The organism is Aureimonas frigidaquae (assembly GCF_001463905.1).
GTDB classification, from domain to species: domain Bacteria; phylum Pseudomonadota; class Alphaproteobacteria; order Rhizobiales; family Rhizobiaceae; genus Aureimonas; species Aureimonas frigidaquae.
In genome coordinates, this window is the sequence record NZ_BBWR01000003.1 from 1 (window position 1) to 15,677 (window position 15,677).

The window sequence follows — 15,677 nt, forward strand, 5'->3', positions numbered from 1 at the left end:
CTTATAGGTCCCACGAACCCAAAACGTCAACTGGAAAAAACCGGGCTGCCCGAACTTTTCGCAAAAAGCGCATGAATTCAGCAACTTGGTTCCCTGCGTCTTCGTCATCCCCCTGTCACGGCTAGACGAATCACGGGGTGGGAGACGGCCTGATTCCGGAATCAGGGGCGCAGATTCGGGGTGGAATTCCCTTCCGCGTTCGAAGGAAGTAAGAGGTTTCCTCATGAGCGCGTCACACAACCAGGCTCCATCCCATTACGAGACCGTCCTGCGCGACGCCGGGGTCCGGATCACGCGTCCGCGCAAGGTGATCCTGTCGATCCTGTCCGGTCATACGGACCATCCCGACGCGCTGGAGATCTATCGGCGGGCGGCCGCGATCGATCCCGCCATTTCCCTGTCGACCGTTTACCGGACGATGAAGCTTCTGGAGGAGAAGGGGGCGATCCACCGCCATGCCTTCGAAGGCGGGCCCTCGCGCTTCGAGCAGGCCGCCGGGCAGCACCACGACCACCTGATCGACATGGATACCGGCCAGGTGGTCGAGTTCCACTCCGAACGGATCGAGGCGCTGCAGCAGGAGATTGCCGAGCGCCTCGGTTATGAGATCGTATTCCACCGCCTGGAGCTCTATGGCCGCAGGCGCAAGGACGATTGATCAGACCAGCTTGGCATCCAGGGTGACGTCGATGGCCCCGAGCGCCTTGGAGATCGGGCATCCTTCCTTGGCCTTGGTGGCCAGCTCCTGGAATGTCGCATCGTCGATGCCGGGAACCTTGCCCTCCAGCGTGAGGGCGGAGGAACGGACGGCAAAGCCGCCATCGGCCTGCTCCACCGTGACCACGGACCGGGCCTTCAGCTCGTCCGCCGGGGTGCCGTTTTCGGCCAGAAAGTGCGAGAGCTGCATGGCGAAGCAGCCGGCATGGGCCGCGGCCAGAAGCTCTTCCGGGTTGGTCCCCGATTTGCCGTTTTCGTCCTCGAAGCGAGCCTTGAAGGAATAGCCCTGCGCGTCGAGGGCGCCGGACTGCGTTGTCAGCGTTCCCTTGCCCTCGCCGAGCGAGCCGTTCCAGATGGCGGTAGAATGGCGTTTCATGCGCGGTCTCCCATATTGCAAGCGCCACGTCCCGTGGCGGCGTGTCGGTGCAGAAGATGGGAACCAGGGCAGCCGCTTCCAGACCACGCTTTCGAAAATGGCAACCTTTGGCGGTGATTCTCCACCTTTGCGAACCTCGGATGGCAGGCCCCTATGCAGAGTGAGATTCTCGTTCACGGCGATGCCGGGCTTCTCGCCCACAAGGCCGACTGGCTGGATCGGCTCGACCGTGGCCGGGGCATGGCTGCGCACACGCTGGAAGCCTATGAGCGCGATGTGCGCCAGTTTCTCGTCTTCCTGACCGGGCACCTCGGGCGCCCGGTCCGATTGGCGGATCTGGCCGATCTGTCGCAGCCCGATATCCGCGCCTTCCTGGCCGCGCGCCGCCAGGACGGCGCGGGCGCCCGCACGCTGGGCAGAGGCTTGGCAGGGCTGCGCTCCTTCGTGTCCCATCTGGAACGCCAGGGCCTCGCCTCGGGCGCGGCGCTGCGTGCCGCACGCACCCCGCGCCAACCCCGCTCGCTCCCCCGGCCGCTGACGCCGGCCGATGCGGTCAGCGTGACGGAGGAGGCAGGCGCCATGGCCACGGAGCCCTGGCTTTCCGCCCGCAATGTCGCGGTGCTGACGCTGCTCTACGGTTGCGGCCTACGCATTTCCGAAGCGCTGGACCTGCCCGGAGACGCCCTGACGGATCCGTCCGCGCGTGCGGCGCGCATCCGCGGCAAGGGCGGCAAGGAACGGCTCGTGCCGATCCTGCCGGCCGTCCACGCCGCCGTCTCACAGTACCGCGCGCTCTGCCCCTACAGCCTGCCAGCAGACAAGCCGCTGTTTCGGGGCGCCCGCGGCGGGCCGCTGCGCCCGCAGATCATCCAGGCCGAGATGGCCCGGCTGCGCGGCCTTCTCGGCCTGCCGGACAATGCGACGCCGCACGCCCTTCGGCATTCCTTCGCCACGCATCTCTTGGCCGGCGGCGGGGACTTGCGCACGATCCAGGATCTCCTCGGCCACGCCTCCCTTTCGACGACCCAGGTCTATACCAGCGTGGACGCCGCGCGCCTGGCCGCCATTCACCGGCAGGCACATCCCCGGGCATTCGCCCGGCGCGGGGCTGCCACAGAAGGAACGTAACCCATGCTCGAGCGCTTCCGTTGGTCCACACCGCTCGGTCTCGTCGCCGTGCTGGTGTGCTGCCTGGGGTCCGAAGTCCGGGCCGAGACGGACTGCACGCCGGGCCGGGACCTTCTGCCCACACTCGACGCCAGCGCCCGCGCGGCGATCGACGCCGAGGCGACGGCGCAGGCCAATGGCAAGGGCCGCCTGTGGCGAATCGAGAAGCCGGGACAGGCGGCAAGCCACCTGTTCGGGACGCTGCATCTGACAGACGCGCGCGTCACCCGCCTTCCGGACAGCGCCCGGGCGGCCTTCGATGCGGCCGACGAGATCGTCATCGAAAGCACAGAACTGTCGGATCCAGACCGGATCGCTGCCACGCTCATGGCCCGGCCGGACCTGATGAGCCTGCCGCGCGGCCGTGTCGTCGGTGACTACCTCCCCGAAGGGGACCGGGCGGAACTCGCCCGGCGGCTCGACGCGGCAGGAACGCCTGCGGCGTCCGTCCAGACCTTGCAGCCCTGGTTCCTGGCGACGAGCCTGATGATGCCGGCCTGCGAGCAGGCGCGCCTGGCCGAAGGGGAGCAGATCCTGGACCTGGCGCTGGCCGACGCCGCATTGCGCCAGGGCAAGACGCTCAGCGGGCTGGAAAGCGCGCAGGAGCAGCTCGAAGCCCTGGCCTCCCTGCCGCTCGAAACCCAGGCCGAGATGCTCATGTCCACGCTCAGTCATATCGACATCATGCCGGACCTGTTCGAGACGATGACGCAGCTCTATCTGGCGGGCCGCATCGCCGCCATCGTGCCGGCGGTGGAGCATCTGGCGCCGAGCGGCACGACGCCCGAAGGCGCGGCCGAGGTCTGGCAAGCTTTCGACGAGCGTATCGTGCGCCGCCGCAACCACCTGATGGCCGAGCGTATGGAACCGATCCTGGCACGCGGCAATGCCTTCATCGCCGTCGGGGCGCAGCATCTGATCGGCGATGAGGGCCTGGTCGCGCTGTTGCGCGCCACCGGCTGGACGGTAACCCGCGCCGACGGCCCCTGAACGACAGCGGCCCGGCGACCGAAAGGTGCGCCGGGCCGTCGAACAACCGGTTCTGCCGGCAGGTCTTACATATGCAAGGGCTTGGCAAAGGCGGCGAAGGCAGCCTCGCGGACGGCCTCGGACATGGTCGGATGGGCGTGGCAGGTTCGAGCCAGATCCTCGGCCGAGCCGCCGAACTCCATCAGCACCGCCGCCTCGGCGATCAGCTCACCGGCGCCATGCCCCACAATATGGACGCCAAGCACGCGGTCCGTCCGCTTGTCGGCCAGCACCTTCACCATGCCGTCCGTCTGGAGCATGGCCCGGGCCCGGCCGTTGGCCGAGAAGGGGAACTTGCCGGTGCGGTAGTCGATGCCATCCGCCTTCAGCTCCTCTTCGGTGCGGCCGACGGAGGCCACTTCCGGCGCGGTATAAACGACGGCGGGGATGACGCCGTAATTCACATGGCCGGCCTGACCTGCCAGGACTTCCGCCAAGGCAACGCCTTCATCCTCGGCCTTATGGGCGAGCATCGGCCCCTTCACCACATCGCCGATGGCATAGATGCCTTTGACGTTGGTGGCGTAGTGGCCGTCGATCTCGACCCGGCCTGCCTTGTCCAGCGCCACGCCGACATCCTCCAGGCCGAGGCCTTCGGTGTAGGGACGCCGCCCGGTCGAGACGAGCACGACGTCCGCCTCCAGCGTTTCGGCAGCGCCGCCCTGGACGGGCTCGAAGGTGACCTTGCCCTTGGCGCCGTCTCGCGTGACGGCCGTCACCTTGCTCGACAGGCGGAACTCCAGCCCCTGCTTGGCCAGGAGCTTCTGCAGCGTGGACGAGGCTTCGGCATCCATGCTGCCGAGGATCTTGTCGAGATATTCGACGACGGTCACCTTCGCGCCGAGGCGCGACCAGACCGAGCCCAGCTCCAGGCCAATGACGCCGCCGCCCACCACCACCATGCGCTCCGGCACGGCAGACAGCCCGATCGCATCGTCGGACGACACGATCACCGAACCGTCGTAGGCCACCTCGACCCCCGGAATTCCGGCAACCGTCGAGCCCGTGGCGATCACGATCGCCTTGGTGGACAGGGTCTGGCTCGTGCCGTCCGCTCCCGTTACGGCCACTTCGCTGGCCGATACGATCCGGCCCGCCCCGGTAATGCCGGTGATCTTGTTCTTCTTGAACAGGAAGGCGACGCCGTCGACATTGGCCTTCACCGTCCGGTCCTTGTGGGCCAGCATGGTGGTGAGGTCGAGCCTTGGCTCCACCATCACGCCGAGCGCGCCGAAGGAATGGGATGCCTCGGCGAAGATTTCGGACGCGTGCAGCAGCGCCTTGGAGGGGATGCAGCCGACGTTCAGGCAGGTGCCGCCATAGGTGGCCCGCTTCTCGACCACCGCGACCTTGAGCCCAAGCTGCGCGGCCTTGATGGCGCAGACATAGCCGCCGGGTCCCGATCCAATCACGACAACGTCGAAGGTTTCAGCCATTTGATCTATCCAGTCAGTTCACAGAAAGCGGATGAGCATGAGGAAGAGCCCCACGCAGGACAAAGCGAAGGCGCCGCTTCGCAGATAAGGGACGCCATAGAGATAGAGCGGCAGGTAGGCGATCCGGCACAGGAACCAGAGCCAGGCGCCGAAGGCAGCGATGCCGCCGGTGCGGCCGGTGACGGCCAGCGCGAGCGCCAGGGCGATAAAGGCCGGCCAGGTCTCCAGAAAGTTGCGCAAGGCACGATCGGCGCGACCCGCCTTTATGCCGAGGGGTTTGGCCTCACCGTCACGCGGGCCGGTATTCCAGTCCAGCCCCCGCTCACGCGTGGCAAGGCGCCCCTGCAGCCCGATATGCACGAACAGCAGAATGACCGACATGGCGAGAACGAAGAGTTCCGTCGGCAGGGGAGCGTCGCTCATGGCGTCTTCCTTCCTTTAGGCGTGGGGCCCGTGGCACCTCAGGGCAGGATCGACCGGCCGCCGGAAACGTCGAGAATGGCACCGGTGGAATAGGCGGCATCGTCCGAGGCCAGCCACAGGATGGCGCGCGCCACTTCCTCCGCCGTTCCCGGGCGTCGCATGGGCAGGTTCGGGGTCATGTCCGCGACCCTGTCCGGCCGGCCGCCGGATGCGTGGATCTCGGTATCGATGATGCCCGGGCGCACGGCCGTCACGCGGATGCCATCGGCCGCAACCTCACGGGCAAGGCCGACGGTGAAGCTGTCGACGGCGCCCTTGGTCGCCGCATAATCCACATTCTCCCCGCCGGCGCCGAGCTTTGCGGCGGCGGAGGTCAGGTTCACGATGGCGCCCCCGGCCCCGCCGCGCGACACGGCCATGCGCCGGATGGCAGCGCCAGCGCACAGGAAGGAGCCGAAGACGTTGATGCGGAAGTTCCGCTCGATGCGCGCCAGGCTCATCTCGGCGACAGGCGATGGCTGGTCGAACACGCCGGCATTGTTCACCAGAACGCGCAGGCGGCCCATGGCGTCGGCCGCCGCAAACATGGCCTCGACATCCGCCTCGATGCTGACATCGGCGCGCACGCTCTCTGCGGTGCCGCCCCGGCGGCGGATATCGGCCACGACCGCATCCGCCGCGCGGGCATCGGCAGCATAATTGACGAGAACGGCATAGCCGGCCTGTGCAGCCAGGTGTGCCGTCGCGGCGCCGATGCCGCGCGAGCCACCCGTGACGAGCATGACGTTCCCGTGCATGGCGTTCGTCCCGCCCTAGAGGTCCAGGACCAGACGCTCGGGATCCTCCAGCGAATCCTTCACGCGGACGAGGAAGGTCACGGCCTCCTTGCCGTCCACGATCCGGTGATCATAGGACAGAGCAAGGTACATCATGGGCCGGATCTCGACCTTTCCACCAATGGCGACCGGGCGCTCCTGGATCTTGTGCATGCCGAGGATACCCGACTGCGGCGCGTTCAGGATGGGCGTCGACATGAGGGAGCCGTAGACGCCGCCGTTCGAAATGGTGAAGGTGCCCCCCTGCATGTCGGAAACCGACAGCTTGCCGTCCCGCGCGGCGATGCCGAGGCGGCCGATCTCCTTCTCGATCTCGGCAATGCCCATGCGGTCCGCATCGCGCACGACCGGCACGACGAGGCCCTTTTCCGTCCCGACGGCGACGCCGATATGGGCGAAGTTCTTGTAGATGAGGTCGGTCCCGTCGATCTCGGCGTTGACGGCCGGGATCTCCTTGAGGGCATGGCAGACCGCCTTGGTGAAGAAGCCCATGAAGCCGAGCTTCACGCCATGCTTCTTTTCGAACAGGTCCTTGTACTTCTTGCGCAGCTCCATGACGGCCGTCATGTCCACCTCGTTGAAGGTGGTCAGCATCGCCGCCGTGTTCTGTGCGTCCTTCAGGCGCCGCGCGATGGTCTGGCGCAGGCGGGTCATCTTGACCCGTTCCTCACGCGCTTCGTCGCCCTGGCCGGACGGTGCGCGCACGCTGGCGGCCGGGGCGGCCGCCGCCGGCGCGGACACGCCCTTTTCGATGGCGTCGAGCACATCGCCCTTGAGCACCTGCCCGCGCTTGCCCGAGCCCTGCACATCGGCCGAAGAGACGCCCTTGTCGGCCATCAGCTTCTGCGCCGACGGCGCCGCCGGCATGGAATCGTCGTGGCTGGGGTTCGGAAGCGTCGTGTCCGAGCCGTCCTCGGCCCCTTCCTTGGGGGCCTTCAGCTCCGTCTGGGCGGGCTTGGCCGGCGTTGCCGCGGCAGCCGGCGCAGCGCCAGCGCCCGTGCCTTCGCCGATCACGCCGATCAGCGCCCCGACCTCGACGGTCTCGCCTTCCTTGACGACGATCTCCTCGAGAATGCCGGCCGCAGGGGCCGGGACCTCGACGGTGACCTTGTCGGTCTCGAGCTCGGCGATCGTCTCATCCTGCTCCACACGGTCGCCGGCCTTCTTGAACCACTGGCCGATCGTCGCTTCGGTGACGCTCTCGCCGAGCGTGGGGACTTTGATTTGCGTGCTCATGGACGTTTCGTCTTCTCTTTGGTCGTGACGGAATTGGGGCTTCAGGCCGCTTGATCGCCGTTGCCGAGGGCTTCCTCGAGGAAGGCCTCGAGCTGCTTGAGATGCTTGGACATGGTGCCCGCCGCCGGAGAGGCCGACGCCTGGCGCCCGGCATAGCGTGCGCGCCGCTTTTCGGTGCCGATCCGATCCAGGACCCATTCGAGATAGGGGTCGATGAAGCTCCAGGCACCCATGTTCTTGGGCTCTTCCTGGCACCAGACGATCTCGGCCTGCTTGAAGCGGGAGAGTTCGTTGATGAGGGCCTTCACCGGGAAGGGATAGAGCTGCTCGACGCGCATCAGGTAGATGTCGTCGATGCCGCGCTTCTCGCGCTCTTCCAGAAGGTCGTAATAGACCTTGCCCGAGCAAAGCACGACGCGGCGGATCCTGGCATCCTTGACGAGCGATACCGTGCCGATCCCGCGTTCGGCATCGTCGTGCAACAGGCGGTGGAAGCTCGCCTCACCCGAAAACTCCGCAAGGTTGGACACGGCCCGCTTGTGCCGTAGCAGCGACTTCGGCGTCATCAGGATCAGCGGCTTGCGGAAATCGCGCATCATCTGCCGGCGCAGGATGTGGAAGTAGTTGGCCGGCGTGGTGACGTTGGCCACCTGCATATTGTCCTGCGCACAGAGCTGCAGGAAGCGCTCGAGACGGGCCGAGGAATGCTCCGGCCCCTGCCCCTCGTAGCCGTGCGGCAACAGCATGACGAGGCCCGACATGCGCAGCCACTTGGCTTCGCCGGACGACAGGAACTGGTCGACCACGACCTGCGCGCCATTGGCGAAATCGCCGAACTGGGCTTCCCAGAGCGTCAGCGCATTCGGCTCGGCCAGCGAGTAGCCGTATTCGAAGCCGAGCACGGCCTCTTCCGAGAGCATCGAGTTGATGACCTCGTAGAGGGCCTGGCCCTTGGCGATGTTCTGCAGCGGAATGTAGCGGTTCTCGTTCTCCTGGTCGTAGAGAACGGAATGACGCTGGCTGAAGGTGCCGCGTTCGGAATCCTGCCCCGACAGGCGCACCGGATGGCCGTCCGCCAGGAGCGTCGCGAAGGCCAGCGCCTCGCCCGTCGCCCAGTCGATCCCCTCGCCCGTCTCGATGGACTTGGCGCGGTTGTCGAGGAAGCGCTGGATGGTCCGGTGGACGTTGAAGTCGGCCGGGACCTCCGTCAGGCGGCGGCCGAACTCCTTGAGCGTCTTCAGGGGCACGGCCGTCTTGCCGCTGCGCGGCTCGTCATTGTCTTCGGCGCGGCGCAGCCCCGCCCAGGCGCCGTCCAGCCAGTCGGCCTTGTTGGGCTTGTAGGACTGGCCGGCCTCGAACTCGGCATCCAGATGGTTGCGCCATTCCGTGCGGCGCTCGTCCACCTCGTCCTGGCTGACGACGCCTTCCTCGATCAGCTTGCGGGCATAGATTTCGAGCGTGGTCGGGTGGTTGCGGATGGAGCGGTACATCAGGGGCTGGGTGAAGCCCGGCTCGTCGCCTTCGTTATGGCCGAAGCGGCGGTAGCAGAACATGTCGATGACGACCGGCTTGTGGAACGTCATGCGGAATTCGGTCGCCACCTTGGCCGCATAGACGACCGCTTCCGGATCGTCGCCGTTTACGTGGAAGATCGGCGCTTCGACGATCTTGGCCACGTCCGACGGATAGGGCGAGGAACGCGAGAAGCGCGGATTGGTGGTGAAGCCGATCTGGTTGTTGATGATGACGTGGATCGAGCCACCGACGCGGTGGCCCTTCAGGCCGGACAGGCCGAAGCATTCCGCCACGACACCCTGGCCGGCAAAGGCGGCATCGCCATGGATCAGAAGCGGCAGCACGCGGTTGCGCACTTCCGCCGGCACGAGTTCGGTGCGCGTGCGCCCGCCGCCGAGCTGGTCCTGCTTGGCCCGCGCCTTGCCCAGCACGACCGGGTTGACGATCTCCAGGTGCGAGGGGTTGGCTGTCAGCGACAGGTGAACGCTGTTCTGGTCGAACTCCCGGTCGGAGGAAGCACCCAGATGGTACTTCACGTCGCCCGAACCCTCGACATCGTCCGGCGCGTAGGAGCCGCCCTTGAACTCGTGGAAGATGGCGCGGTGCGGCTTGGCCATCACCTGCGACAGGACGTTAAGGCGCCCGCGATGCGCCATGCCGAGGACGATTTCCTTCAGCCCGAGCTGTCCGCCGCGCTTGATGATCTGCTCGAGCGCGGGGATGAGGGACTCACCGCCATCCAGGCCGAAGCGCTTGGTGCCCTTGAACTTGACGTCAAGGAACTTCTCGAACCCTTCCGATTCGATCAGCTTGTTCAGAATGGCGCGCTTGCCCTCCCGCGTGAACTCCACGCCCTTGTCCGGCCCTTCGATGCGCTCCTGCAGCCAGGCCTTTTCGGCCGGGTTGGAGATGTGCATGAACTCGATGCCGATGGTCGAGCAATAGGTGCGCGTCAACAGGTCGACGATCTCGCGCACGGTGGCAAATTCCAGGCCAAGCACGTTGTCGATATAGACCTTGCGATCCAGATCCGCCTCGGTGAAGCCGTAGGCCGATGGCGACAGCTCGTTATAATCGTCCTCCGGCTGGGCGATGCCGAGGGGATCGAGCTTGGCATGAAGATGGCCGCGCACCCGGAAGGCGCGGATGAGCATCAGCGCGCGGACCGAATCGCGCGTGGCCTGGCTCACCTGCGAATCGGTCAGCTCGACGCCCTCGCTGCGGGCCTTCTCGCGCACTTTCTTTTCGACGCGGATTTCCGTGCGGCCCCAATCGCCGTCGAGGGCCGAGACGAGCTCGCCATTGGCCGCGATGGGCCAGTTGCTCCGGGCCCAGGATGCGCCCTCCGCATTCTTGCGGACCGTCGCCTTGTCGTCCTTGAGGTCGCGGAAGAAGGCCTGCCATTCCGCGTCGACCGATGCCGGGTCGCGCTCATAGGCGGCATAGAGCTCCTCGATGTAATCGGCGTTGCCGCCGTAGAGGAAAGAGGTGAGCGCGAAGGTCTCGTTCGCCGGATTGCGTGCCATCTCGTCTCAGCGGCGGCCGTTTCGCGGCGCCGTCTCCCGTATTGTTCGTTCGCGACGGGTTCCCGGACGGAACCCTCTTACGCGTCTGCCGGCGTGGCCGCCGCCACGCCGGTTATGCCTGCATTCCGGCCAAAGATAGGTCTTCGGCCGGCAATTTGCGAAGGTCGGACGATGGTCAGCCCTTCAACTGTTCGACAAGCGTCTTGCCGAGGCGGGCCGGCGAGGGCGAAACGCGGATCCCGGCCGCTTCCATGGCCGCGATCTTGGATTCCGCATCGCCCTTGCCGCCTGACACGACGGCGCCGGCATGGCCCATGGTGCGGCCCTTCGGAGCGGTCCGGCCCGCGATGAAGCCGGCCATCGGCTTCTTGCGGCCACGCCCGGCCTCGTCCGCAAGGAACTGGGCAGCCTCTTCCTCGGCCGATCCACCGATCTCGCCGATCATGATGATCGAATGGGTTTCTTCGTCGGCTAGGAACATTTCCAGGACGTCGATGAACTCGGTTCCCTTGACCGGATCGCCGCCGATGCCGACCGCGGTCGATTGCCCGAGGCCCTCGTTGGAGGTTTGGAAGACCGCCTCGTAGGTCAGCGTTCCCGAGCGGGACACGATGCCGACATTGCCCTTGCGGAAGATTGAGCCCGGCATGATGCCGATCTTGCATTCTTCCGGCGTCAGGACGCCCGGGCAGTTCGGGCCGAGGAGCCGCGAGCCTGAATTTTCCAGCCGCGCCTTCACCCGCACCATGTCGAGGACGGGAATGCCCTCGGTGATGCAGACGATGAAGGGGACCTCCGCCTCGATCGCCTCGATGATGGCGTCCGCGGCGCCGGCCGGCGGCACGTAGATCACCGATGCGTCGGCGCCGGTGCGCTCGCGCGCCTCGGCCACGCTGGCGAAGATCGGAAGCTGCTCACCCTTGGATCCGGTCCAGGTTTCCCCGCCCTTCTTAGGATGAATGCCGGCCACCATCTGCGTGCCGTAATAGGCCAGCGCCTGCTCGGTGTGGAAGGTGCCGGTCTTGCCGGTCAGGCCCTGGACCAGGACCTTCGTGTTCTTGTTGACGAGTATGGACATCGTTTCTCTTTCGAACTCCGGGAGGTCGGTCGTTACTAGACCGCAGCCACGATCTTCTGGGCGGCGTCGTCCAGGTCGTCCGCGGCGGTGATCGCCAGCCCGGACTCGTTCAGGATCCTCTTGCCCAGCTCGACATTCGTGCCCTCGAGGCGCACCACCAGCGGAACCGTCAGGCCGACGTCCTTGACCGCGGCCACGACGCCCTCGGCGATGATGTCGCAGCGCATGATGCCGCCAAAGATGTTGACGAGGATGCCCTTCACGTTCGGATCGGCCGTGATGATCTTGAACGCCGCCGTCACCTTCTCCTTGCTGGCGCCGCCGCCGACGTCGAGGAAGTTGGCCGGCTCCTTGCCGTAGAGCTTGATGATGTCCATCGTCGCCATGGCCAGGCCCGCGCCGTTGACCATGCAGCCGATATCGCCGTCCAGCGCCACATAGGCGAGGTCGTACTTGGAGGCCTCGATCTCCTTGGCGTCCTCTTCGCTTGTATCGCGCAGTTCGCGGATATCGTCGTGGCGAAACAGGGCGTTTCCGTCGAAGGAAACCTTGGCGTCGAGGACGCGCAGGTGCCCATCGGTCATCACGATGAGCGGGTTGATCTCCAGAAGCGCCATGTCCTTTTCGACGAAGGCCTTGTAGAGCGCCGGGAAGAGCGTCTGCGCATCCTGGCGCGCGGCGCCGGACAGGCCGTAGGCATCCGAAATGCGGGCCACATCGGCATCCGTCACGCCGGCCGTCGGATCGATCGCCACGGTGACGATCTTCTCGGGCGTGTCATGCGCCACCGCCTCGATGTCCATGCCGCCCTCGGTCGACACGACGAAGGCGACGCGGCCGACCGACCGGTCCACGAGAAGCGAGAGATAGAGTTCGCGGTCGATGTCGGCGCCGTCTTCGATATAGAGGCGGTTGACCTGCTTGCCGGCATCGCCCGTCTGGGCGGTGACGAGCGTGCGGCCCAGCATCTCGTTGACATTGGCCACGACCTCGTCCGCCGAGCGGGCCAGGCGCACGCCGCCCTTGGCATCCGGGCCGAGTTCCTTGAACTTGCCCTTGCCACGGCCGCCGGCATGGATCTGGCTCTTGACCACGAAGAGCGGGCCCGGAAGCTGTCCGGCTGCAGCCGCAGCCTGCGACGCCTCGGTGATGACGACGCCTTCGGCGACGGGGGCGCCATAGGTCTTGAGAACCTGTTTGGCCTGATATTCGTGAATGTTCATGGGGTGTCCCGGTTCAGATGTCGCGCACAAGGACGACAGGGAGGGGCGACAGGTCGATGGGACGCCGCCGCCGCGCATGCGGCACGGCTGCGGCGTCCTGTCGGTTACTTCAGGTTGGGGGCGATGCCCTGGCAGGCGTCCATCAGGCCCTTGACGGAGGACACCGATTTCTCGAATGCCGCCTTCTCGTCGCCGTTCAGTTCGATCTCGATGATCCGCTCGACGCCTTCTGCGCCGATCACCACCGGCACGCCGACATACATGTCGGACTGGCCATACTCGCCCTTCAGCGCGGCGGCCGCCGGCAGGACGCGCTTCTTGTCCTTCAGGTAGCTTTCAGCCATCACGATGGCCGAGGCGGCCGGCGCATAATAGGCCGAACCCGTCTTCAGAAGGCCGACGATTTCGGCGCCGCCATCACGCGTGCGCTGGACGATCTCTTCGAGGCGCTCGGCCGTGAGCCAGCCCATCTTGACGAGGTCCGTGAGGGGAATGCCGGCAACGGTGGAGTAGCGTGTCAGCGGCACCATCGTATCGCCATGGCCGCCGAGCACGAAGGCCGTCACGTCCTCGACCGAGACGTTGAACTCGTCGGCCAGGAAATGCCGGAAGCGTGCGGAGTCGAGCACGCCGGCCATGCCGACGACCTTGGCCTTGGGCAGGCCGGAAAACTTCTGCAGCGCCCAGACCATCGCGTCGAGCGGGTTGGTGATGCAGATCACGAAGGCATCGGGGGCATATTTCGCAATGCCGGCGCCGACCTGCTCCATAACCTTCAGGTTGATGCCGAGAAGGTCGTCGCGGCTCATGCCGGGCTTGCGCGGCACACCGGCGGTGACGATGCAGACATCGGCGCCCTCGATCGCCGCGTAGTCGTTGGCGCCGCTCAACCGTGCGTCGAATCCTTCGACCGGGCCGGACTGCGCGATGTCCAGCGCCTTGCCCTGTGGGGTTCCTTCGGAAATGTCGAACAGGACAACATCGCCCAGTTCCTTCAGGCTCGCCAGGTGAGCGAGCGTTCCGCCGATCATGCCGGAGCCGATGAGTGCGATCTTCGAGCGTGCCATTCTGAACTGTTCCCTACCGGTGTCGCGGCTGCCGGACTGCCGCCACTGTCGCCGCCTCGCTTAGCCGTGCCTGCGCGCAATGACAATGCGTCGATCGACAAAGTCAACACATTCAACCGTTTAGAACTTAGGGGGATTACGTAAACGTAATAAGAATTCGCGTTATGGTCAAAGGGAATGGACGAGTCCGCTTGAGCAAATGAATTTTTTGCAGCGCAGTGGCGCTTATGGCGCAGAATCCGCCAGGGCCGCTGCGGGGCCGTGCGCCCGGTAAGCATGGGAGCGCATTTCCGTCAGCCTTGACACGGTCCGGTCAAACTCGAAGGCCTCCGTTCCAGTCGATGCATCGTAGAGTTCTTCGGCCGGGGCCGCTGCCGATATCACGATATCCTTGCCGGCATCGTAGAAGGCATCGACCAGGATGATGAACCGCTTGGCCTCGTTGCGCTCGGCCACCGTCAGCCGGGGAATGTTCTCGATCACGATCGTATCGAGCTGCCGCGCCAGTTCCAGATAGTCACGCGGGCCGAGCGGACGACGCAGAAGATCGTCGAAATGGAAGCGCGCCGCGCGATTGGCATAGCGCGGCAGGGCGATGGTGCGGCCCATGACGGTCACGCTGGAGGGCCGCTCGGTCTGCCCACCCCGAAGCCCGGCCCAGATCCGGTCGAGCCGCTCCGCCGTCCGGGCATCGAGGGGAGTAAGGTACAGCTCCTCCCCGTCCAGCTTGGTCATGCGGTAATCGGTCGGTGCGTCGAGCTGGAAGATTGCGACATGCGTCTTCAACAGTCCGAGAAAGGGCAGGAAGAGCGCGCGGTTGAGGCCGTTGCGGTACAGGTCGTCGGGCGCGACATTGGAGGTCGCCACCAGTGTCACGCCCTCGTCGAAGAGCGCGGAAAAGAGCCGTGCCAGGATCATGGCGTCGGCGATGTCGGTGACGGTGAATTCGTCGAAGCACAGAAGCAATGCCTCCGCCGCGATGGCTTTCGCCACCGGGGGCATAGGATCGTCGCCCTTCGCCCGCCCCTCGCTGACGGCCAGGCGGTGCGCCTTGATACGGTCCTGCACGTCGGCCATGAAGGCATGGAAGTGGACACGGCGCTTGGCGCCGATCTCTGCCTTTGCAAAGAACATGTCCATGAGCATGGACTTGCCGCGGCCGACATCTCCGTAGATGTACAGGCCCTTGACCGGCTCTGCCGGCCGGCGGGCGCCGAACAGCCATCCGAGCGCGCTCTTCTTGGACGACAGCGTCCTGTCCTTCAGGGCGCGCGCGAGCTTGTCGAGTTGATCGGCCAGGCGGCGCTGGATCTCGTCCGGGGAAATCTCGCCGTCGCGGATGCGGCGTTCCAGCTCGGCCCGTACCGGGCCGCGTTCAGCGCCGGCAACGCCGTATCCATCTTTCTGCGGCATGCAGCCTCGCGAGAGCGGCGTGCCGGCCGGCACGCGATAGGTGCGGCGCGCCGCGGGGCGCGCCGCCATTCCAGAGGATCAGCGGTAAAGGCTGATCTGCGTTCCGCCGGAGGTCGTGCCCTCGAAACGGCTGCCGCCGCTATTGTTGAGCGTGGCGACGGTGTTGCCCGTATTGTCCTTGAGCACCACCTGGCTTCCGGACACGTCCCAGGCCGACACGTCGGCCACCTGGCCCGGGCACCCGCGCGACGCGGCACGGTAGCCGCCGGTCCACTGGGTCAGCGCCATGAAGATCTGGCAGTTGCCACCACCGGCCGATACGCGCCATGCGCCGACCAGGCCTTCGCGCGTCACCGGAGCGACGGAGGCCGTCTGCGTCGGCGCGCCCGGCGTACCGGCGGCGGGGTCGATCGGGGTGGTGGGCGCCGTGGTGGCGGCCACCGGCGGCGGCGGCGGCGGCGGGAGCTGGTTCGAATAGACCTGCCCGGTCGGCGCTGCGGTCAAGGGCGCGGGCTGTCCGTAGCCCCCGCCACCCAGCGACGGCCCGGCGGTCTGCGTACAGCCGGCCAGCATGGCCAGGGCAAGGCACGCTGCGCCCGTCTTCATCCATTCAGTCATGCACCGATCCCTCTATC

At 66.2% G+C, this 15,677-nt stretch carries 14 protein-coding genes; 3 read left to right on the forward strand and 11 right to left on the reverse strand.

All coding sequences use genetic code 11. The annotated features are described in order from the left end of the window. The first annotated feature begins 223 nt into the window (after window positions 1-223). Window positions 224-658, forward strand: coding sequence for a Fur family transcriptional regulator (locus AUL30_RS03770; RefSeq protein ID WP_062226541.1), 435 nt, complete (start codon window positions 224-226; stop codon window positions 656-658). On the opposite strand, the gene AUL30_RS03775 is transcribed toward AUL30_RS03770, so the two are convergent. Continuing rightward, a complete protein-coding gene (locus AUL30_RS03775) occupies window positions 659-1,093 on the reverse strand; it encodes an OsmC family protein (protein WP_062226542.1) in 435 nt (144 codons plus the stop codon). A 153-nt stretch (window positions 1,094-1,246) separates the two neighbouring features. On the opposite strand from AUL30_RS03775, the gene AUL30_RS03780 reads away from it, so the two are divergent. Both AUL30_RS03780 and AUL30_RS03785 read left to right on the forward strand, forming a co-directional pair. Next, a complete protein-coding gene (locus AUL30_RS03780) occupies window positions 1,247-2,221 on the forward strand; it encodes a tyrosine recombinase XerC (RefSeq protein WP_062226543.1) in 975 nt (324 codons plus the stop codon). 3 nt (window positions 2,222-2,224) lie between these two features. Further along, entirely contained in the window at window positions 2,225-3,250 is a 1,026-nt protein-coding gene (locus AUL30_RS03785; protein WP_062226544.1) for a TraB/GumN family protein, read from the forward strand. Between the two features lie 65 nt (window positions 3,251-3,315). Here AUL30_RS03785 and lpdA read toward each other — a convergent pair whose 3' ends face one another. The 10 genes from lpdA to AUL30_RS03835 form a co-directional block, all read right to left on the reverse strand. Beyond that, window positions 3,316-4,725 (reverse strand): dihydrolipoyl dehydrogenase, encoded by a 1,410-nt coding sequence (gene lpdA / locus AUL30_RS03790; RefSeq protein ID WP_062226545.1) that lies wholly within the window; start codon window positions 4,723-4,725, stop codon window positions 3,316-3,318. A gap of 18 nt (window positions 4,726-4,743) precedes the next feature. Further along, window positions 4,744-5,148: an MAPEG family protein gene (locus AUL30_RS03795; protein WP_062226546.1), complete on the reverse strand. Its 405-nt coding sequence runs from the start codon at window positions 5,146-5,148 to the stop codon at window positions 4,744-4,746. A 38-nt stretch (window positions 5,149-5,186) separates the two neighbouring features. Beyond that, window positions 5,187-5,945, reverse strand: a complete 759-nt coding sequence (locus tag AUL30_RS03800) for an SDR family oxidoreductase (RefSeq protein ID WP_062226547.1) — start codon at window positions 5,943-5,945, stop codon at window positions 5,187-5,189. A gap of 15 nt (window positions 5,946-5,960) precedes the next feature. Then, window positions 5,961-7,220 carry a 2-oxoglutarate dehydrogenase complex dihydrolipoyllysine-residue succinyltransferase gene (odhB, locus tag AUL30_RS03805; RefSeq protein WP_062226548.1) on the reverse strand — a complete coding sequence of 420 codons (1,260 nt, stop codon included), beginning with the start codon at window positions 7,218-7,220 and terminating at the stop codon, window positions 5,961-5,963. Between the two features lie 41 nt (window positions 7,221-7,261). Then, window positions 7,262-10,261, reverse strand: a complete 3,000-nt coding sequence (locus AUL30_RS03810; protein WP_062226549.1) for a 2-oxoglutarate dehydrogenase E1 component — start codon at window positions 10,259-10,261, stop codon at window positions 7,262-7,264. Between the two features lie 175 nt (window positions 10,262-10,436). Next, window positions 10,437-11,339: a succinate--CoA ligase subunit alpha gene (gene sucD, locus AUL30_RS03815; protein ID WP_062226550.1), complete on the reverse strand. Its 903-nt coding sequence runs from the start codon at window positions 11,337-11,339 to the stop codon at window positions 10,437-10,439. A gap of 35 nt (window positions 11,340-11,374) precedes the next feature. Next, window positions 11,375-12,562 carry an ADP-forming succinate--CoA ligase subunit beta gene (gene sucC, locus AUL30_RS03820; RefSeq protein ID WP_062226551.1) on the reverse strand — a complete coding sequence of 396 codons (1,188 nt, stop codon included), beginning with the start codon at window positions 12,560-12,562 and terminating at the stop codon, window positions 11,375-11,377. A 104-nt stretch (window positions 12,563-12,666) separates the two neighbouring features. Beyond that, entirely contained in the window at window positions 12,667-13,629 is a 963-nt protein-coding gene (gene mdh / locus AUL30_RS03825) for a malate dehydrogenase (protein WP_062226552.1), read from the reverse strand. A gap of 225 nt (window positions 13,630-13,854) precedes the next feature. Beyond that, window positions 13,855-15,042, reverse strand: a complete 1,188-nt coding sequence (zapE, locus tag AUL30_RS03830; protein WP_062226816.1) for a cell division protein ZapE — start codon at window positions 15,040-15,042, stop codon at window positions 13,855-13,857. Window positions 15,043-15,120: 78 nt separating this feature from the next. Then, window positions 15,121-15,660 carry a protease inhibitor Inh/omp19 family protein gene (locus tag AUL30_RS03835; protein WP_083507658.1) on the reverse strand — a complete coding sequence of 180 codons (540 nt, stop codon included), beginning with the start codon at window positions 15,658-15,660 and terminating at the stop codon, window positions 15,121-15,123. Window positions 15,661-15,677 lie beyond the last annotated feature (17 nt).